Genomic DNA, 19,133 nt, shown 5'->3' on the forward strand with positions numbered 1-19,133 from the left:
TATGGCAGGAAACGTGTCGTTTTTTCGTGTCCGGTTGATTAATACCCTTGCGGTAGTAGGATAGCCGGGCCCGCCCCTCGTGGAGGGGTGCCTGGGATTGAAGAATGACAAAGCTTTCCGGATCGGACTCAAAAAGCACGCTCTACTGCAGCTTCTGCGGCAAGTCGCAGCACGAGGTGCGCAAGCTCATCGCCGGGCCGACGGTCTTCATCTGCGATGAATGTGTCGAGCTGTGCAACGACATCATCCGGGAAGAAACCAAGCAGGGCATTGCCGGCAAGAAGGATGGCGGGGTGCCCACGCCGCGCGATATCTTCGAAACGCTGAACGATTACGTGATCGGCCAGGATCGTGCCAAGCGCGTGCTGTCCGTGGCGGTGCATAATCACTACAAGCGCCTCAAGCACAGCGGCAAGGGCGGGGACATCGAACTGTCGAAGTCCAACATCCTGCTGGTCGGCCCCACCGGTTCGGGCAAGACCCTGCTGGCCCAGACTCTGGCCAGGACGTTCGATGTGCCGTTCACCATGGCCGATGCCACGACGCTGACCGAAGCCGGTTATGTGGGTGAGGATGTCGAGAACATCATTCTCAAGCTGCTCCAGTCCAGCGACTATAATGTCGAAAAGGCGCAGCATGGCATCGTCTACATCGACGAGATCGACAAGATCAGCCGGAAGGCGGAAAATCCCTCGATCACGCGCGACGTATCGGGCGAGGGCGTGCAGCAGGCACTGCTCAAGCTGATGGAGGGCACGACCGCGTCGGTACCGCCGCAGGGCGGACGCAAGCATCCGCAGCAGGAATTCCTGCAGGTGGACACCACCAACATCCTGTTTATCTGTGGCGGGGCGTTTGCCGGGCTGGAAAAGATCATTGCCGATCGCCTGCAGAAGCGTTCGATCGGTTTCGGCGCCCATGTCGCCGATCCGGACAAACGCCGGGTGGGCGAACTGTTGCAGAAGGCGGAACCCGAAGACCTGCAGAAGTTCGGCCTGATCCCTGAATTTATCGGCCGTCTGCCGGTCATCGCCACGCTCAACGATCTTGACGTGCCGGCCCTGGTACAGATCCTGCGCGAACCCAAGAACGCGTTGGTCAAGCAATATGCCAAGCTGTTCGAGCTGGAAGACGTGACGCTGACCTTCACGGACGATGCGCTGGAAGCCATTGCCAGGAAAGCCATCGACCGCAAGACCGGCGCCCGCGGCCTGCGCTCGATTGTCGAAGGCCTGCTGCTCGATACCATGTTCGATCTGCCGACGCTCGACGGTGTGACCGAAGTGGTGGTGGACAAGGACGTAGTCGACGGCCGCAAGGAACCGGTCCAAGTGCTCAAGGGCAAGGAACAGGCGGCCTGAGCCATTGGGCCTGCTTGCTTACAGAACCCCCGTCGGCAGCGGCGGGGGTTTTTGTTTGCGCCATCCGTAGGTCATTTCAGCCATTTGTCCGGGAACCGGACTTTGCGGACGCGGACATCTTTCCGCACGTTTGCAGCCGTCGCAGGCAACCCCGATAATGGCAGCGTCTTCGAAACGTATGCAGCCTACGCGATCCCCAGTTCGGTCAGCACGAACGCAAACTCCTCCGCCGCTTCCTTCAGGCTTTCGAACCGGCCTGACTTGCCTCCGTGCCCGGCCCCCATGTTGGTCTTGAGGATCAGCGCGTTGGCATCGGTCTTCAATGCACGCAGGCGCGCGACCCATTTGGCGGGCTCCCAATAAGTGACGCGCGGATCGTTCAGCCCGGCCGTCACCATCAACGGCGGATAGGCCTGGGCGCTTACCTGGTCGTAGGGCGAATAGGAGCGGATAAGGCGGAACGCAGCCTCGTCCTCTATCGGATTGCCCCATTCGGGCCATTCGCCGGGCGTCAATGGCAGGTTTTCGTCCAGCATCGTTGCCAGCACGTCGACAAACGGCACATCGGCCACGACCGCGCCGAACAGTTCGGGCGCCTGGTTGATCACCGCGCCCATCAGTTCGCCCCCGGCCGAGCCGCCAGAAGCGGAAATCTTGCCGGCCGCGGTAAACCCATGGGCGATCAGCCCGCGGGCCACATCGATGAAATCGTTGAAGGTGTTGGTGCGCGCGTCGAGCTTGCCGGCCTTGTACCAGCCGCGCCCCAGATCGTCGCCGCCCCGGATATGGGCGATCGCATAGGCCATGCCGCGATCGAGCAGCGAGAGGCGGGTGGTGGAAAAGCCCGGCCCTACGGCAATGCCATAGGCGCCATAGCCATAGAGATGCAGCGGCCCGCCAGGCGCGCGGTCCTTGCGCCAGACCACCGAGACCGGCACCAGCGTGCCGTCGCGCGCCGGAATGTCGAGCCGTGCGGTGGCATAGCGACTGGCGTCATAGCCAGAAGGAATTTCCTGTACTTTCAAGCAGGTGAGCATGCGCGTGGGCACGTCGTAAGCAAAGACCGAAGACGGGCTGACCATCGATTCATAGCCCACGCGCAAGGTCTGCGTCGCCCATTCCGGGTTTTCGCCCAGGCTTGCTTCATAGCTCGCTTCGGGAAAGGCGATCGGCTCGATCCGCGCCGGATCGTCGTAATAGCGGACCTCGATCCGGTCGAGACCGCGCACCCGGCCTTCGATCACGTAGAAATCGCGGAACAGCTCGAACCCGGTAAGATAGAAATCGTCGCTGCCTTCGATCAGCGTCGTCCAGCTCGCCGGATCGGACAAGGGCGCGGTTGCCAACCGGAAATTCTCGTGGGTGTCGTTGGCATGGATGAACAGCGTGCCGTCGCGCTCGTCGACATCGTACTCGACGCCTTTCTCCCGCGGCCGCACCAGCAGGGGTGGCGCCAGCGGATCGTTGGCCGGGATCAGGCGCACTTCGCTGGTCTCGTGATCGCCGGTGGAGATGATCAGCCATTTCTCGTTGGCGGAAAGCGCCGCTCCGGCCCGGAAGCCTTCGTCGTCTTCGTGATAGAGTTCTACATCCTGGTCGAGCGGCTGGCCCAGCCAGTGCAGGCGCACGTTGTCCGTCCGCCAGTTTTCGTTGGCAAGGCTGTAGACCAGGCCCGTATCGCCTTTCACCCAGATCAGGCCCGAATTGGTGCCGGGAATTTCATCGGCCAGAATCTCCCCACTGGCGATGACCTTGATCCGTGCAGTAAACCGCTCCGATCCGTTGTCGTCTATGGACCAGGCGAGCAGGCGCCCGTCGTTGGAAACGGAAATGGCGCCCAGGCGGAAGTAGTCGAGGCCGTGCGCCAGCGCCACTTCATCAAGAAGCAGTTCATCCGCGCTGCCATCGTCGGGCGCATCGACCGGGCGGCGCCACCACTTCTTGTACTCGGCGCCTTCCTCGTATTCGATCCAGTAGAACCAGTTGCCATCCTTTTGCGGCACGGATTTGTCCGCTTCCTTGATGCGCCCGCGCATTTCGGCAAACAGCGTATCGATGAGCGGCTGGTGCGGCGCCATGTGCGCGTCAAACCAGGTGTTTTCCGCTTCGAGATAGGCCAGGATCTCGGGGTCCTTGACCTCGGGATAGGCCGGATCGCGCAACCAGGCATAATCGTCGGTGATCGTGACCCCGTGGTGGGTATAGCTATGCGGTCTTTTCGCAGCGATCGGAGGTTTTGAGACCGGGGGCTTGGAGACTGGGGGCTTGGCGGACATGGTCATCCTCGCCATCTATGGTGCGAACGCCGTCACCGCAAGGCGCGCCTCTGGCGCGCGGATGCCAAGATGGTTACAGGATGAACCATTTCCTTTTGCTTCATAACGCCAAGGATCACCCCGATGCTCATGCACACTCACGAAGCCCGGCTGGAGGCGCTCCGCGCCGAACTCGCGCGGCGGGGGCTGGACGGCTTCGTCATTCCCATTTCCGACGAACACATGAGCGAATATGTCGGCGCTTATGCACAGCGGCTGGCCTGGCTGACCGGCTTTGGCGGATCGGCCGGCACGGCGGTGGTTCTGAAAGACAAAGCCGCGATTTTCGTCGACGGGCGGTATACCATCCAGGTGCGCGAGCAAGTGGACGGCCGGCTTTACGAATATCAGTCCGTGCCGCAGACCAGCCCGGCGGCGTGGCTGGGCGAGAATGCCGCGCCCGGCGGCGCGATCGGCTATGACGCCTGGCTGCATGCCAAGCCCTGGGCCGATGGCGTGGCCCGTGCGCTCGCGGCCCGGGGCGCGAGCCTGGTGGCCGTGGACAGCAACCCGATCGACGCCGTCTGGGCAGATCGGCCTGCGCCTTCGACTGCTCCGGCTGTCCCGCATGCCGATGCATATGCCGGGCAGACCGTGGCGGAAAAGCGTGCCGTGCTGGCGCAGTGGCTGGGTGACAACCGCGCCGATGCCGCCGTCGTCACGGCGCTCGATGGCGTGGCCTGGCTGCTCAACATCCGTGGGCAGGATGTCGATCGCACGCCCGTGGCGCTCTCGTTCGTGCTGGCCCATGCCGACGGCACGATCGATCTGTTCATCGCGCCTGAAAAGGTCACGCCGCAACTCGTCGCGCACCTGGGCAATGCCGTGCGCGTCCAGGATCGCGCCGCATTCCTGCCCGCGCTGCGGGGAATGGCTGGCAAGACCGTGGCGGTCGATCCCGAACGCGCCGTATCGGCTGTTTTCCATGCACTGGAAGGAGCGGGGGCGCGGGTCCTCACGCTGACCGATCCCACCGTTCTGCCCAAGGCCTGCAAGAATACGGTGGAGCAGGCCGGCCACCGCGCCGCGCAGGTGCGCGACGGCGCGGCTGTCACCCGCTTTCTGCACTGGCTTTCCGTTGCGGCGCCGCGCGGTGGAGAGACCGAGCTTTCCGCCGCGGCGCGCCTTCGGGCCGAACGCGACAAGACCGGGCTGCTCAAGGACCTGTCGTTCGACACGATCTCCGGGGCCGGCCCCAACGCCGCCATTCCCCATTACCGCGTCGATGACCAATCCAATCGCGCCATCGCGCCCGGCAGCGTCTACCTCGTCGATTCGGGAGGCCAGTATCTTGACGGGACGACCGATATTACCCGCACGGTGTGGATCGGGCCGGGTCACGCGCCGGCCGAAGTGAAGGACCGCTTCACCCGCGTTCTAAAGGGCCATATCGCGCTCGATCAGGCGGTTTTTCCGCTGGGCACGCCGGGCAGCGCGCTCGACAGCTTTGCTCGCCAGTTTTTGTGGGCCGCGGGCCTCGATTACGCCCATGGCACCGGCCATGGCGTCGGCAGCTTCCTGGCGGTTCACGAAGGGCCGCAGCGGATCGCCAAGGCTTCGGGCGGCCAGGCGGGTACGGGCCAGGGGCTGTTGCCGGGGATGATCCTGTCCAACGAGCCGGGCTATTACAAGGCCGGCGAATACGGCATTCGCATCGAAAATCTGGTGCTGGTGGAAGAGCGCAAGATTGCCGGCGCAGAAGGCGCGTTCTGCGGCTTTGAAACTCTTACTTTCGTACCGATAGATCGCGCGCTGGTGGACGTGGCGCTGCTGACCGAGGCCGAGCGCCGTTGGTGGAATGCTTATCACGCGCGCACCCATAAGCTGTTGGCGCCGCAGCTGGATGGGGAAGACCTTGCCTGGCTGGATGCCGCATGCGCGCCGATCTAGCGGTTGCCGAATCTTTTGTTCCTGATACGTTCCGTCATCGCGACTCACCCGTAAGGAGAGCAGTTATGATTGGCTATGTCACTTTGGGAACGAATGACCTTGAGCGCGCCGCGCCGTTTTACGATGCCATCGCGGCCGAATTGGGCACCGGACGCATGTTCGAATGGCCCGGCGCCATTGCCTGGGGTACCGCCGGGGGTGCACCCGGCATCGCGCTGATGAAGCCGTTCGACGGGCAGCCGGCAACGGTCGGCAACGGTGTCATGGTGGCGTTCGAGGCTAAGGACCCTGCGCAGGTCGATCGCGTGCATGCCATTGCGCTGGCGCAGGGCGGCACTTGCGAAGGGGCACCCGGGCCGCGCGGCGATGGCGGATTCTATGCCGCCTATTTCCGCGATCTCGATGGCAACAAGCTCAACGCATTCGTGATGGGCGCACACTGACGGTTTGCAGAGGTGCCGGACAGGCAGGGCGAGGGCACCCATCCGGACCTGGCGTGATCCTGGCCGGCACGGATGCGACAATTGGCGACAAAATACCCCCTTCGCCGACATAATCGCGCGACATCCGCCCGCTAGTGAATGGTGCATGGAAACTGCGGTGCCGGCCACCTCGGTCCCAGCCGGAAGGGGCTTCCCTCCCCCCTAGTCCCTAGCCTCTTTCGGCCAGGCGGCGCCGCAGTTTCCTTGTCCCCCCGTTTGCCGGGCCGGTGCCACCGTGGTGCACGGCGTTGATGTTCGGAGCTTGCCGAGATGAAGAAACGCGTCCTTTGGGTGTCTGTCGCTGTCGCGGCCGCTGCACTGGCCGGCGCCGGCCCGCTGCATGCTGCCGCGCCCGACGATGCCGTACCGCCCGCCGCGGCGCCGGCGCCCGGACAGGCCGGTGAAGACGCGATCACCCGGGCGCAGGCCCAGGCGCAGGCCGATACCTTGTGGCAACATCTCGACGCCAACAAGGATGGCAGGATCGACCAGGCGGACCGCGATGCGCTGATGGCTGCGGGGCCGGGTGCCGGCATGCCGCCCCCGCCCGGCGCCGGCGATGCGCCGCACGGCCGTCATCGCGGCAAGCGTCCCATGGGCATGGCGCTCGTCGGACCGGTTTTGCACGATATCATGTTCGATCAGGATAGCGTCATGACGCACGCCGCGTATGATGCCGCGGTCAAGGCACAGTTCGACAAGGCCGATACCAACCACGATGGCATACTTCTCCGCGATGAAATGCACGCCGCATTCGGCCGCGACGGCCAGGGGTGGGGTCCGCCGCCCGAGGGCATGCCGCCGCCGGCCGACGATTGAGCACGGGACCGGCTGCGCATGAACGATACGGCGGCAACCCGCATCCTGCTGGTCGACGATGAAGCCGCCTTGCGCGAAGCGCTGGCCGATTATCTGGCGCGCCAGGGGTTTGCCGTGGCCCAGGCCGGCAGCGCCGCCGATGCGCGCACGCGCATTGCCGGGGAAAGCTTCGATCTGGTCCTGCTCGATATCATGATGCCGGGCGAGGATGGCCTTTCGTTGTGTCGCCACCTGGCCGAAAGCCGCGCATTGCCGGTGATTTTCATCACCGCCAAGGGCGAGGCCACCGATCGCATCGTCGGCTTGGAAATCGGCGGCGACGATTACGTGGTCAAGCCGTTTGATCCGCGTGAACTGGTGGCCCGCATCCGTTCCGTCCTGCGCCGCAGTCTTCGCCAGCCACCCGAGGCTGCCGAGGTGCAGGTTTACGAATTCGAAGGCTGGACGCTCGATCCGCTCAAGCGCCGGCTGACCGACCGCGAAGGGGCCGTCGTGGCGATTTCGTCCGCAGAATTCCGCCTGCTCATGGCGTTTCTCGATCATCCGCGTCAGGTGCTCGATCGGGATCGCCTGCTCGATATGGTCCAGGGCCGCGAAGCGCACTTGTTCGATCGGGCGGTGGACAACCAGATCAGCCGCCTGCGCCGCAAGATCGAGCAGGACAGCCGCAACCCGCAACTGATCCAGACCGTGTGGGGCGGGGGCTATATGCTGGCCGCCGAAGTGCGCAAGGTTGCGGGCCGCGATTGATGCCCCGCTTTCCCCACTGGACGATTTCGCGCTCGCCGCGCAGCCTCCAGGGGCAGATGCTGCTGGCGATCGCGCTGGCCCTGCTCGTTGCGCAGGGTCTGTCGGCGGCGCTCATCTGGCGCGAACAGAATGCCCGCCGGCTGCAACTCACGGTCAACGAGGCAGCCTTTCGCCTGATCAGCCAGTCGCCGCGCGAAAGCCATGGCGCCGACAATCGTCCGCACCGCCCACCCCCCGACGATATCTGGCGCCTGCCGCGTGCGCTGCGCGTACGGGTCGATGACCGATCGCCCGAACAACCGGGAGACCGCAGCCGCGCCGATGTGGCGGCTGCCCTTCACGAAGTGCTCGATACGCAAGGGCTGACACATCGTCAGGTGCTGGTGATGGAGCGCGATCCCAGAGCGGACGTGATCGTCAATCCCTGGTTCGACGCCATCCGGCACCGCCTCGAAAGCTATGGTGATCGCGGCCTCGATGCCCGGTTGATCATTGCCACGATCCAGCGTCCGGATGGTACCTGGCTGACGGCGCGGATGCTGGTTCCGGCCAACGAGCGCCAGGTGCTCGGTTCGCTCTTGATCCAGACCGTGGTGCTCTATTTCGTGCTGGTCGGCGCGGTGGCGCTGATTTTGCGGCGGATCGCCCGGCCCTTGAAAGCACTGACCCTGCGCGTGGAAGCCTTTGCCCGCGAACGCCGCGCCGATGGCCAGCTCGAACCGGAAGGGCCAGAGGATATCCGCGGCCTGATCGTGGCACACAACGCGATGGAAGCGCGCATCGTGGGCCTGCTCGATGAAAAGGACGTGATGCTGGGCGCCATCGGCCACGATCTGAAAACCCCGCTGGCGGCCTTGCGCGTGCGGATCGAAGCCGTCGAGGAGGAAACCGAGCGCGCGCGCATGGCCGCAACCATCGCGGATATCAATCACACGCTTGACGACATTCTTTCGCTTGCCCGGGTCGGCCGCCCTTCCGACCCGCTGGAAGTTACCGAGCTTTCCGCGCTGGTGGCCGATGTCGTGGGCGAATACGAAGACATGGGCGAGGATGTCACCCTGGAGGATACCGTGCGCATCGTCCTGCCGCTGCGGGCCACCTGGCTGCGCCGCGCCATGCGCAACCTCGTATCCAACGCCCTGCGCTATGGCCGGCGGGCGCGAGTCTCGCTGGTTCGCGAAGGAACCCAGGCGGTGCTGCGCATCGAGGACGACGGCCCCGGCATTCCCGAAGGCGAGATCTTGCGGATGATGGAGCCGTTCACCCGGCTGGAAGCCTCGCGCAATACGGCCACGGGCGGCACCGGCCTTGGCCTGACGCTGGCCCGGGCCATTGCCGATCAGCATGGCGGCTCGCTCGTTCTCGAAAACCGCTGGCAGGGCGGGCGGGTCATCGGCCTCACGGCAACGCTCTGCCTGCCGATAGCAGCTTAGCAGCTTAAACGTCTGTTCCCGGAATCGGTGATGCATCATGCTGCACGCACAGGCAGTTTCACCGCAGCCCTGTGCACGCTGGACCGGATCGCAACGCGCCGCTATCGCGGGCAGGATGAAGGAAACGAGCGGCATGGAACCGGCCACCGGGCCGCGCTGGTGGCAGATCGCGCGCCAGGGCACCTGCCCATCGTGTGGCACCCCGGGCATGGTCTGGGCCGGAAGGGTCTGGCAACCGCCGCGCCTTGCCGATCATTGCCGCGCCTGCGGCCAGCCGCTGTCCGCATACGAGGCGAGCGGCCGCGCGCTCTATCCCGTGGTGATCCCGCTGATGGCGCTGCTGGTGTTTTCCGCGCTCAGGGCCGATGATATCTGGCGGCTGCCGCTGTGGGTCTATCCGCTGGTGTGGGGTCCGGCCAGCGCCATGCTGGTGGGCCTGGCGGTTCGCGCGAAACGTGCCGCCGTCCTGGCCGGGCGGGTCCCGCCGCGAGGGCAGGGCTGATGCGCCGCGTTCCGGTCGTGGCCACGCTGGTCGTGCTGCTGGCGGTTGCCGTGATGATCGGCCTGGGCTTCTGGCAACTGCAGCGTCTGCACAGGAAGCAAGCGCTGCTCGCCCGCTATGCCACCGCGCTGGCAAACCCTGCGCCTGTGGCCTTCCCGCCGCCCGGCGATGGCGCCGCCGTTCTCTATCGCCGGGCCACGTTCGATTGCCGGGTGCAGCCCGGCCTGTGGGATTCGGTGGCGGGCCGCAACGCGCGCGGCGAGGGCGGCTATGTCCACATCGCGCATTGCGATGGCCCCCGCGGCGTTCCGGCGCTCGTCCAGATCGGCTGGTCGCGGGGTCCTCAGCCGCCGCAATGGGACGGCGGCCGCGTTGCCGGCCGTATTGCCCCTTTCCATGCCGTCACCCGCCTGGTTGCCGATCGCCCGCTGGGCGGGCTCGACGCCAATGCGAGCCCCGATCCTTCCGACATTCCCAACAACCACCTTGCCTATGCCGTGCAATGGTTCCTTTTTGCCGGCCTGGCACTTGTCATCTATGCGCTGGCCCTGCGCCGGCGGGCAAAAGGCGCGGTGGCGGTTGTCACGCTGCTGCCGGGGCGCTAGGCGCGCCAGGTTGACTGGGCGCTCCGCTGCATGCGGCGGGTGCGGCACACGGGGATTGGCAATGAAGTATGTCAGCACGCGGGGCCAGGCCGCCGCGCTCGATTTCGAAAGCGTCACGCTGGCAGGCCTGGCGGCCGATGGCGGGCTTTACGTGCCCGAGACCTGGCCGCAATTCAGCCCCGAGGCGATCGCTGCCATGGCTGGCCTGCCTTATGCCGAACTGGCCGCGCGGATCATGGAACCGTTCGTTGGCGAAAGCCTTGCGCCTGCGCGCCTGCGGGAATTGACGGCGATGGCTTATGGCCGCTTTGCCCATGCCGCCGTCACGCCGCTCAAGCAACTGGACGAGCGCCAATGGCTGCTGGAGCTGTTCCACGGCCCCACGCTGGCTTTCAAGGACGTTGCCCTGCAGATGCTCGGCCTCCTGTTCGAGGAATTCCTGGCCCGGCGCGAGGATCATCTGACCATCGTTGGCGCCACCTCGGGCGATACCGGATCGGCGGCGATCGATGCCGTGGCCGGCCGCGCCAAGGTGGATATCTTCATGCTCCACCCCCACGGCCGCGTTTCGGACGTGCAGCGCCGGCAGATGACCACGGTGATTGCGCCCAACGTCTATAACGTCGCCATCGATGGCAGTTTCGACGATGCCCAGGCTATGGTGAAGCGGATGTTCAACGATGCCGCGATGACCGGCACGTTCGGCATCGCCGCGGTCAATTCGATCAACTGGGCGCGCCTGATGGCGCAAGTGGTCTATTACTTTGCCGCCGCGCTGCAACTGGGCGCGCCGCATCGCAAAGTTGCCTTTGCCGTGCCGACGGGCAATTTCGGTGACGTCTTCGCCGGTTATGTCGCCGCGCGCATGGGCTTGCCGGTGGAGCGGCTGATTGTCGCCACCAACATCAACGATATTCTGCACCGTGCATTGTCGGCCGGCGATTATTCGGCCGGCACGGTCACGCCGACGGCCGCCCCTTCGATGGACATCCAGGTTTCGTCGAACTTCGAACGGCTGCTGTTCGATGCCGGTGGTCGCGATGCTGCGGCGCTTGCCGCGCAGATGCGGCAGTTCGACGCGACCAAGGCCCTGCAACTGACCAATGCCCAGCGCGCGACGATCGGCACGTTGTTTTCCAGCGCGCGCTGCGATCCCGTGCAGATGGCCCAGGCGATGCGCTGGGCCTATGAAGCGGCAGGCGAAGTGCTCGATCCGCATACCGCCATCGGCCTGCATGCCGCGCGCACGGCGCAGGACCTGCCGGCCGACGTGCCGGTGGTCACGCTGGCCACGGCCCATCCGGCCAAATTCGCCGATGCGGTGGAGCGCGCCACGGGCGTTCGCCCGCCATTGCCCGCGCGGGTGGGAAACCTGTTCGAGCGGGCCGAGCGGTGCGATTACCTGCCCGGCACCTATGATGCGGTGGCCGATTATGTGGCCAAGCGGGCAACGCCCAAGACGGGCTTCGAGAACGCCTGATGGCCGCGCTTGCGCTTCAGCCACAGTTGATGGTGGGATCGCCGTGGGCTGATTTCGCGCTTGTCGATTCGGGCCATGGTCGCAAGCTCGAACGCTATGGCCCCTATCGTTTCATTCGGCCCGAACCGCAGGCGATGTGGACGCCGGCATTGCCCGATTGGCAGGCGGACGGGGAATTCGTGCCCGGTTCCGACGAAGATGGCGGTGGCCGCTGGCAGTTTGCGCGTTCCATCCCTCGCGAAGGCTGGCCGCTGGCCTGGGCCGACGCGCGGTTTGCCGCCAGTTGCACCCCGTTCCGCCACCTGGGCTTCTTTCCCGATATGGCCCCGGTGTGGGACTGGATGAGCGCGCGCCTCGATGGGCGGAGCGATGCGGTGACGCTCAACCTGTTCGGCTATACCGGGGTCGGCACGCTGGCGTTGTCGCGCTTCGGCCCCGTCACCCATGTCGACGCGTCGAAGAAATCGGTGGCCCAGGCCCGCGTCAATGCCGCCTTTTCGGGCATGGAAGCGCGGCCGATACGCTGGATCGTGGACGATGCGGCCAAGTTCGCGGCGCGCGAAGTGCGGCGCGGCAAGCGCTATGACGGGATTATCCTCGATCCCCCCAAATTCGGGCGCGGACCGGAAGGGGAAGTGTGGCGGCTGGAAGAAAGCCTGCCGGGGCTGATTGCCGATTGTGCGAAGCTGCTGGACGGGAACAGCCGCTTCCTGTTCCTGACGGTCTATGCCGTGCGCATGTCGAGCCTTGCCATCGGTGGCCTGCTGGCACAGGCCCTGGCCCACCTGCCCGGGCGGATCGAGCATGGCGATCTGGCGATAGTCGAGGAAGGGCCAGGCGCGCGCGTTCTGCCCACGGCCATTTTCGCGCGCTGGACCGGCGAGGCTTGAACAGCGCGCATGCTGGACATTCGCGCGGCCAGGTGCCAATGGCCCGCGCGTGTCTGACAGCCTGATCCTCGAAGTCGCCAATGTCGAAACCGATGTCCTTACCGGGATCTATTCGGAAGAGACCGGCCGCCCGCAGCCGTTGCGCATTTCGGTTCGTGCCTGGGTGCGCCCGCAGGACCACTACACCCCAGATTGCCCGCTCAGCGCCAGCAAGAATTACATGGATCTCAAGCATGCGGCGGGCGAAGGCCTGCCCAAAGACGTGCATTTCCAGCTGATCGAATCGGTTGCAGATCATATCTGCGAGACCGTGTTCGTGCAGGATGTCCGCGTGCAGCAGGTGGAAGTGAAGATCGTGAAGCTGGCCATCAGCGAGGCGGGCGAGGAAATCGGCATGACGCTCACCCGTGTCCGCCGCGGATGAGCGAAACCCCGGCCCGCTCGCTCGCGCTCGTGACCGGCGGCTGGCGCCGGATCGGGGCGGCGATTGCCCGCAAGCTCGCACGGGAAGGGTGGGACCTGGCGCTGCACGCGCACCATGCGCATACGTTCGATGCGGCTTTCGAAGCGCAGTTGCAGGAGGCGGGGGCAGAGGTCTTTCCGCTGGCGGGCGATCTGGGCGATCCGGCCTTTCCGGCCGCGCTGCTGGCCGATCTGACTGAACGCGCCGGCCGGGCCCCTTCGCTGCTGGTCAATTGTGCTTCGCTGTTTCGCGACGATACGATCGCTTCGCTCCAGCCGGAGGCTCTGCACGCGCATTTCGCCGTCAATCTCCATGCGCCCCTGCTGCTGACCCGCGCTTTTGCCGAGGCTTTGGGCGCGGGCACCGGCGCCGTAGTCAATATTCTCGACCAGCGGGTGCACAACCCGGTGCCCGATCAACTCAGCTATACTTTGTCGAAACAGGCGCTTCATGCAGCGGTGCGCACGCTTGCCCGCGCACTGGCGCCGCGCGTGCGGGTAAACGGCGTGGCGCCGGGGCTGATCCTGCCGACGCAGGATTACGACGCCGCGCAATGGCACCGTCTAGAAGCGATCATGCCGTTGCAGCGGCTTGCCGACGCTGACGAGATTGCCGATGCCGTGCATTACCTGGCGGTCGCCCCCTCGGTCACGGGGCAGACTCTTTTCGTGGATGCCGGCGCCAGCCTTGAATCCTACCCGCGCGACTTCGTATATCTGGCAAGATGATGTCGTCCGCCGCCCCGGCAGCCCCTCTGGTCGATCGCTTCGCGCGGGCGATAACCTATCTGCGCCTCTCGGTGACCGACCGGTGCGATCTGCGCTGCACGTATTGCATGCCCGAACGGATGACATTCCTGCCGCGGGCCGACGTGCTGAGCCTCGAAGAGCTCTATCGCCTGAGCCTGGCATTCATGGCGCGCGGGGTCACCAAGCTGCGGCTTACCGGGGGCGAACCGCTGGTTCGGCGCGATGTGATCGATCTGGTCCGGGCGCTGGGGCGGCATCTGGGCAGCGGGCATGCGGGCGGCAGCCTGCAGGAACTCACGCTCACTACCAACGGCACGCGCCTGGCCGAATTTGCCGAGGATCTGGCGGCCGCCGGCGTGCGGCGGATCAACGTTTCGCTCGACACGCGCGATCGTGGGCGCTTTGCCGCGCTCGCCCGGCGCGACAGCCTGCCACAGGTGCTCGAAGGGCTGGCGGCGGCCCGCGCGGCAGGCCTCAAGGTCAAGCTCAACACCGTCGCGCTCAAGGGCGTGAACGCCGACGAATTGCCCGATCTCATTGCGTGGGCCCATGGCCAGGGGCACGATGTCACGCTGATCGAAGTCATGCCGCTGGGCGACGTGGATGCGGACCGGCTCGATCATTACCTGCCGCTCGACGCCGTGCGCCGCGGTCTGGAACAGCGCTGGACCCTGGTGCCCAGCGCACACGACAGCGGCGGCCCGGCGCGTTATGTCGACGTGGCGCAGACCGGCGGGCGGCTGGGCTTCATCACGCCGCTCACCGGCAATTTCTGCGCCGGCTGCAATCGCGTGCGCGTTACCGCCACCGGCCAGCTCTATATGTGCCTGGGCGGGGAAGGGCGGGTCGATCTGCGCGCCGCCCTGCGCGGGCCCGATCCCGATGCCGCGCTGGCCGATGCCTTTGCCCGGGCCATGGGCGAAAAACAGCAGTCCCATGATTTCGTCATCGATCGCCCCGGCGCGGCCCCGGCGGTTTCGCGCCATATGTCGATGACCGGGGGCTGAGCGCGATGGCCCGGCTGGTTTTTCTCGGCCGCCTGGAAGAGCGCGCCGGTTGCGCGGAAATGGCCGTGGCGCCGGGCCCGCTTGCCGATATCCTGGCGGGCCTCGATCCGGCCCTGGCGCTCGATCTTCTCGGTGAGCGTGTGCGCTGGGCGCTCAACGGAAAGCTGGTAGGCGAAAACAAGGCGATGGTTCTGGCCCAGGGCGACGAGTTGGCGTTCCTGCCGCCGGTAAGCGGCGGTTAGCTCGGGCTCCTTGATCCCGCAGACCTTGCCGACTTCGCCACTCTGGCCTGAACGCTATTTTCGCCCCTTGAAAGCTATTCTAACAGGGCGAATTTTTGACAGCGCGGCCTCGTATCCCTATGGGGACCGCGCTTGCCGGGCCAGCTTGCCCGGCCCCGTGGCTGCCAATCCTCCGGAATGGGGCCGCTTGCCAAGGAAAGCCTTTTCGATGTCCGAGCCCCAGGTGGAAGTTGCCCAGCTTGAACCCACGGCCGCCGCCACGGTCGAAACCGTGCTGACGGTCAGGCACTGGGACGAGCGCCTGTTCAGCTTCACGATCACCCGTCCCGCTTCGTTTCGTTTTCGCTCGGGCGAATTCGTTATGATCGGCCTTCAGGGCGAGAACGGCCGCCCGCTGCTGCGCGCCTATTCGGTGGCCAGCCCCGCCTGGGCAGAGGAACTGGAATTCCTATCGATCAAAGTGCCCGATGGCCCGCTGACCTCCCGTTTGCAGAAAATCCAGCCTGGCGACCAGATCTATCTCGGCAAGAAGCCCACCGGCACTCTGGTGACCGATGCCCTGCTGCCGGGCAAGCGGCTGTTCATGCTGTCCACCGGCACGGGCCTGGCGCCGTTCCTGTCACTGGCGCGCGATCCCGACGTCTACGAATTCTACGAGCAGGCGGTCGTGGTGCATTCGGTGCGCAAAGTCAGCGAACTGGCGTTCCAAGAAGAATTGGCGAGCGGCTTTGCCGAAGACCCGCTGGTTGGCGAACAGGCCGCGCAGCAATTGCATTACGTGCCCACCGTCACGCGCGAGCCGTTCCGGAACAATGCGCGCATCGGGGGACTGATCGAAAGCGGTGCTCTGTTTGAAGGCATTCCGGGCGAAGCGCGGCTCGATCCGGCCACCGACCGGGTGATGCTGTGCGGCTCGATGGAAATGATCAAGGATTTTGCCGCGCTGCTCGAAGGCATGGGCTTTGTCGAAGGGTCCAACGCCAAGCCGGGCGATTTCGTGATCGAACGCGCGTTCGTCGGTTGAAATCGGCGCGGCGGCATGACAACGCCTTGTTCATGACTGTCGACATTCGCCCCCCCGATGTCTGCCCTGCCAATGTCTGTCTGGCCGATGTCTGTCTGGCCGATGCGGCTTTCGATCCCGCCGCGCGGCTCTCTGCCTTTTCCGCGCGGATGGTCAATGCCGGCGGGATCGTCAGCTTCGTGGGGCAGGTCCGCGCGGGCGACGGGGTGGAGGCGCTGGAATTGCGGCACTATGCCCCGCTCACGCTGCCGGGCATGGAAAGCGTCGCGGCAACGGCACTCGGGCGCTGGGTCCTCGAAGGCCTGCTGGTGGTTCACCGCCACGGGGTGATGTATCCGGGCGATGCGATCGTCATGGTGGCTGCGGCTGCCAGGCACCGCCGCGATGCCTTTGCCGCGGCCGATTTCGTGATGGATCACCTCAAAAGCGACAGCTGGTTCTGGAAACGGGAAAAAACCGCGGCCGGTTGGCGCTGGATCGAACCGCGCGCCCAGGATCTTGTCGACCGCGCCCGCTGGTAATACCTAACCTTTCAATTGCGCCAGCACCGCATCCTGCTGCGCAACACGCAAGGCGACGGCGTCGCGCAGGGTGGCAATGGTCGCCGCGTCGGGGCCGGGCTGATCGACCGTGGCAATGGCGGCCTGCGTCGCCATCCGGTCGAGATCGGCCAGCGCAACGGCCGTTTCGCTGCGTGCCGATTCGAGCCGGGCCAAGGCAATCTGCGCAAGGTTCCAGCTTTCGCTGCCGATAGCCGCGCCACGGCCGCGTTCCACCGCCTGGCTGATTTCGGGCACCATCGCGGCAAAGCGGCTTTCGGCTTCTTGCACGCGGCGTTCCAGCGCCGAGAGGCGCTGGGGCAAGGCAGGGTCGGATGCAAGCGGCGCCGGGCGAGTGGCGGCAGTCGAGGCCTGGGTTTTCCCGAACGCGCGCTCCTGCGGTCGAATCGCCAGGGACGGGTAACGCCCGCGATCAGACGTGCAGCCGCCCGCCAGCAGCGCGGGCAGCGCCAGGCTGCTCAAGATCAGCGCAGGATGGCGGAGCCGCAGCAGAATGAAAGCACGTTTGGACAAGCGGGCCATGGCGGTGCCATAGCATGGTCGTTGGCGATGGCCACCCCGTTACCTGGCCCGTTACCTGGCCCGTTACCTGGCCCGTTACCTGGCCCGTTACCCGGCCCGATGGCTGCCCTGATGGATGCCGGCGAAAGCATGGCATATCCTTGCCTGCGTGGCGTTGACACGGGCGTCCGCTTGGACTATCCGCGCCGCTCTTTCCGGGGCTTCGCTTATTGGCGGGGAACCGGCGTATTGCCCGCTGTCCGCGATTCGGAATTGGCCGATCGGGGTGCTTGGTGGGCCAGGCATTTGAAACGGATAGCAGAACCATGTTCGCAATTGTGCGCACGGGCGGCAAGCAATATCGGGTAGCCGCCGGAGACAAGATCGCGGTGGAAAAGCTGGCTGGCGAAGCCGGTGAAACCATCACCCTCGGCGATGTCTTGCTGGCTGGCAAGGACGGCGAACTGGCTGATGCTTCGGCCATTACCGTTTCGGCGGAAATCATCGCCCAGGCCAAGTCGGAAAAGGTCGTGGTGTTCAAGAAGCGCCGCCGCCACAACTATCGTCGCAAGAACGGCCACCGCCAGCAGATGACTCTGCTGCGCATCGTGTCGGTCGCCTGAAGCCGGTTCGGAAGGAAGCTAGAAATGGCACACAAGAAAGCAGGCGGCTCGTCGCGCAACGGTCGCGACTCGCAGTCCAAGCGCCTGGGCGTGAAGAAGTTCGGTGGCCAGGATGTCGTGGGCGGCAACATCATCATTCGTCAGCGCGGCACCCGTGTCTATCCGGGCGCCAATGTCGGCCTGGGCAAGGATCACACGCTTTTCGCGCTTGCCGATGGCCGTGTGCGTTTTCACGCCGGCAAGCTCGGCCGCAAATACGTGTCGGTCGACGTGATGGCCCAGGCGGCCGAATAATCGGATGGTCATGCCGTGGGCCATCCTGACGGGATGGCCCCGCCGGTTTCGCACCGGTTGATCGAGGGAGAGGGCCTTAGTCCCGTCTCCCTTTTTCTTTGTCTCCCTCATTCGCACCGGCGCCATTTGCCTCGAATTTCGAAGCACCTGGCGCACCACGCAATATCCTTGTCACCCGGATGTGCATAAGCATTCGGCGATAGGGAGCGGTTGACTGGAGATAACCGATGTTCATTCGCAGCGAACGGCTGTTCCTGCGGCCGGGCTGGCCGGAAGACTGGGCCGAATTGTTGGCCCTGATCGACGACGAGGCCGTCGTGCGCCACCTGGCGCGGGCGCCTTGGCCATATTGCCCTGATGATGCCCGCACTTTTGCCGCACAGGCGCAGGATGGCCGGCATCCGCACTTTTTCATCACCTTGCCGGATGCAAAGGGCGCCGAATTGATCGGCTGCGTCGGCCTGATGCCCGATGACTATGATCCGCAGGGCGCGCCGCCTTTGCTGGGTTACTGGATCGCCAGGTCGCACTGGGGCCGCGGCTTTGCTACCGAGGCGGCCCGTGCCGTGCTCAGCCTGGCCGCGACGCTCGGGCATCGCCGCGTGGCCGCGCGCCATTTTCTCGATAACACGGCCTCGCGCCGGGTTCTGGCCAAATTGGGGTTCCGTTCGACCGGAGAGATCCGGCTGGGTGCCAGCGCCGCGCGGGAAAGCCTGGCGCCGACGTTGGGCTATGCGCTCGATCTCCAGCCGCCGCGGAATTGCGACGGCGCCAACCCTGGTTTCCTGCCCGCGTCGCACGCTGCCTGATCTCTACCAGGCCTGATGTCTAACAAGCCTGGCGTCTACCGGAAGCTTATACGGGAACGAGCGATCAAGCCTGCGGATCTTTTCCGGCGGCATTCAGCGCCCGTTCCAGGCGAAGGCAATCCAGGATTTTGGCGCCGGCCATGAACACGGCGCAGGTCGTCGCCAGAAACAGCAGCTTGCCGCTTAAACCAGGAAACCGCGTCAGATAGGCCTGCCCTCGCTCTATCGCGCCCAGTGCCAGTGCATAGATCACCGCAAACGCCTCGAAACGAGTCTTGATCATGAAGAGGCGGCCGATCTTGCGGAACATGCCTGTCCTTTTTGTTCTCTCGTG

22 protein-coding genes are annotated in these 19,133 nt (G+C 65.3%); 19 read left to right on the forward strand and 3 right to left on the reverse strand.

Going from position 1 to position 19,133, the window contains the following annotated elements; genetic code table 11:
* Positions 1-104: 104 nt before the first annotated feature.
* The gene (gene clpX / locus AC3EDY_RS04785) at positions 105-1,361 is read left to right on the forward strand and encodes an ATP-dependent Clp protease ATP-binding subunit ClpX (protein WP_488571332.1); all 1,257 of its coding nucleotides are present in this window, start codon (positions 105-107) and stop codon (positions 1,359-1,361) included.
* Between the two features lie 185 nt (positions 1,362-1,546).
* Here the strand turns inward: clpX and AC3EDY_RS04790 are convergent, their stop codons facing one another.
* Positions 1,547-3,643 carry a S9 family peptidase gene (locus AC3EDY_RS04790; RefSeq protein ID WP_488571333.1) on the reverse strand — a complete coding sequence of 699 codons (2,097 nt, stop codon included), beginning with the start codon at positions 3,641-3,643 and terminating at the stop codon, positions 1,547-1,549.
* Between the two features lie 123 nt (positions 3,644-3,766).
* Here AC3EDY_RS04790 and AC3EDY_RS04795 point away from each other — a divergent pair, with 123 nt between their 5' ends.
* The 15 genes from AC3EDY_RS04795 (at position 3,767) to AC3EDY_RS04865 (ending at position 16,533) form a co-directional block, all read left to right on the forward strand.
* The gene (locus AC3EDY_RS04795) at positions 3,767-5,566 is read left to right on the forward strand and encodes an aminopeptidase P family protein (protein ID WP_488571554.1); all 1,800 of its coding nucleotides are present in this window, start codon (positions 3,767-3,769) and stop codon (positions 5,564-5,566) included.
* 65 nt (positions 5,567-5,631) lie between these two features.
* Entirely contained in the window at positions 5,632-6,009 is a 378-nt protein-coding gene (locus tag AC3EDY_RS04800; protein ID WP_488571334.1) for a VOC family protein, read from the forward strand.
* A gap of 330 nt (positions 6,010-6,339) precedes the next feature.
* A complete protein-coding gene (locus AC3EDY_RS04805; protein ID WP_488571335.1) occupies positions 6,340-6,867 on the forward strand; it encodes a hypothetical protein in 528 nt (175 codons plus the stop codon).
* Between the two features lie 18 nt (positions 6,868-6,885).
* A complete protein-coding gene (locus AC3EDY_RS04810; RefSeq protein WP_488571336.1) occupies positions 6,886-7,617 on the forward strand; it encodes a response regulator in 732 nt (243 codons plus the stop codon).
* The gene (locus tag AC3EDY_RS04815; protein ID WP_488571337.1) at positions 7,617-9,050 is read left to right on the forward strand and encodes a sensor histidine kinase; all 1,434 of its coding nucleotides are present in this window, start codon (positions 7,617-7,619) and stop codon (positions 9,048-9,050) included. The genes AC3EDY_RS04810 and AC3EDY_RS04815 overlap by 1 nt, the downstream gene beginning before the upstream one ends.
* 133 nt (positions 9,051-9,183) lie before the next feature.
* A complete protein-coding gene (locus AC3EDY_RS04820; protein WP_488571338.1) occupies positions 9,184-9,552 on the forward strand; it encodes a DUF983 domain-containing protein in 369 nt (122 codons plus the stop codon).
* A complete protein-coding gene (locus AC3EDY_RS04825; protein ID WP_488571339.1) occupies positions 9,552-10,157 on the forward strand; it encodes an SURF1 family cytochrome oxidase biogenesis protein in 606 nt (201 codons plus the stop codon). The genes AC3EDY_RS04820 and AC3EDY_RS04825 overlap by 1 nt, the downstream gene beginning before the upstream one ends.
* Before the next feature lie 61 nt (positions 10,158-10,218).
* Positions 10,219-11,637, forward strand: coding sequence for a threonine synthase (gene thrC, locus AC3EDY_RS04830; protein WP_488571340.1), 1,419 nt, complete (start codon positions 10,219-10,221; stop codon positions 11,635-11,637).
* Positions 11,637-12,527 carry a class I SAM-dependent rRNA methyltransferase gene (locus AC3EDY_RS04835; protein WP_488571341.1) on the forward strand — a complete coding sequence of 297 codons (891 nt, stop codon included), beginning with the start codon at positions 11,637-11,639 and terminating at the stop codon, positions 12,525-12,527. Before thrC ends, AC3EDY_RS04835 begins: the two co-directional genes overlap by 1 nt.
* A 49-nt stretch (positions 12,528-12,576) precedes the next feature.
* Positions 12,577-12,951 (forward strand): dihydroneopterin aldolase, encoded by a 375-nt coding sequence (locus tag AC3EDY_RS04840; RefSeq protein ID WP_488571342.1) that lies wholly within the window; start codon positions 12,577-12,579, stop codon positions 12,949-12,951.
* Complete coding sequence (locus AC3EDY_RS04845) at positions 12,948-13,718, forward strand: SDR family oxidoreductase (RefSeq protein ID WP_488571343.1); 771 nt, start codon at positions 12,948-12,950, stop codon at positions 13,716-13,718. The genes AC3EDY_RS04840 and AC3EDY_RS04845 overlap by 4 nt, the downstream gene beginning before the upstream one ends.
* A complete protein-coding gene (gene moaA / locus AC3EDY_RS04850; protein WP_488571344.1) occupies positions 13,715-14,746 on the forward strand; it encodes a GTP 3',8-cyclase MoaA in 1,032 nt (343 codons plus the stop codon). Before AC3EDY_RS04845 ends, moaA begins: the two co-directional genes overlap by 4 nt.
* 5 nt (positions 14,747-14,751) lie before the next feature.
* Positions 14,752-14,988, forward strand: coding sequence for a MoaD/ThiS family protein (locus tag AC3EDY_RS04855; RefSeq protein ID WP_488571345.1), 237 nt, complete (start codon positions 14,752-14,754; stop codon positions 14,986-14,988).
* Between the two features lie 208 nt (positions 14,989-15,196).
* Positions 15,197-16,012 (forward strand): ferredoxin--NADP reductase, encoded by an 816-nt coding sequence (locus tag AC3EDY_RS04860; RefSeq protein WP_488571346.1) that lies wholly within the window; start codon positions 15,197-15,199, stop codon positions 16,010-16,012.
* 32 nt (positions 16,013-16,044) lie between these two features.
* Positions 16,045-16,533, forward strand: a complete 489-nt coding sequence (locus tag AC3EDY_RS04865) for a molybdenum cofactor biosynthesis protein MoaE (protein WP_488571347.1) — start codon at positions 16,045-16,047, stop codon at positions 16,531-16,533.
* A gap of 3 nt (positions 16,534-16,536) precedes the next feature.
* Here AC3EDY_RS04865 and AC3EDY_RS04870 read toward each other — a convergent pair whose 3' ends face one another.
* The gene (locus AC3EDY_RS04870; RefSeq protein WP_488571348.1) at positions 16,537-17,085 is read right to left on the reverse strand and encodes a hypothetical protein; all 549 of its coding nucleotides are present in this window, start codon (positions 17,083-17,085) and stop codon (positions 16,537-16,539) included.
* A gap of 314 nt (positions 17,086-17,399) precedes the next feature.
* Between AC3EDY_RS04870 and rplU the strand changes: the two genes are divergently transcribed.
* From rplU to AC3EDY_RS04885, 3 genes are all read left to right on the forward strand, one after another.
* On the forward strand, positions 17,400-17,696 hold the full coding sequence (gene rplU, locus AC3EDY_RS04875) for a 50S ribosomal protein L21 (RefSeq protein WP_022678098.1): 297 nt from the start codon (positions 17,400-17,402) through the stop codon (positions 17,694-17,696).
* Between the two features lie 24 nt (positions 17,697-17,720).
* Positions 17,721-17,990, forward strand: coding sequence for a 50S ribosomal protein L27 (rpmA, locus tag AC3EDY_RS04880; RefSeq protein WP_488571349.1), 270 nt, complete (start codon positions 17,721-17,723; stop codon positions 17,988-17,990).
* Positions 17,991-18,217: 227 nt separating this feature from the next.
* Positions 18,218-18,799, forward strand: coding sequence for a GNAT family N-acetyltransferase (locus tag AC3EDY_RS04885; RefSeq protein ID WP_488571350.1), 582 nt, complete (start codon positions 18,218-18,220; stop codon positions 18,797-18,799).
* A 64-nt stretch (positions 18,800-18,863) separates the two neighbouring features.
* On the opposite strand, the gene AC3EDY_RS04890 is transcribed toward AC3EDY_RS04885, so the two are convergent.
* On the reverse strand, positions 18,864-19,109 hold the full coding sequence (locus tag AC3EDY_RS04890) for a hypothetical protein (RefSeq protein ID WP_488571351.1): 246 nt from the start codon (positions 19,107-19,109) through the stop codon (positions 18,864-18,866).
* Positions 19,110-19,133 lie beyond the last annotated feature (24 nt).

The organism is Novosphingobium sp. DS6-6, from assembly GCF_057784975.1.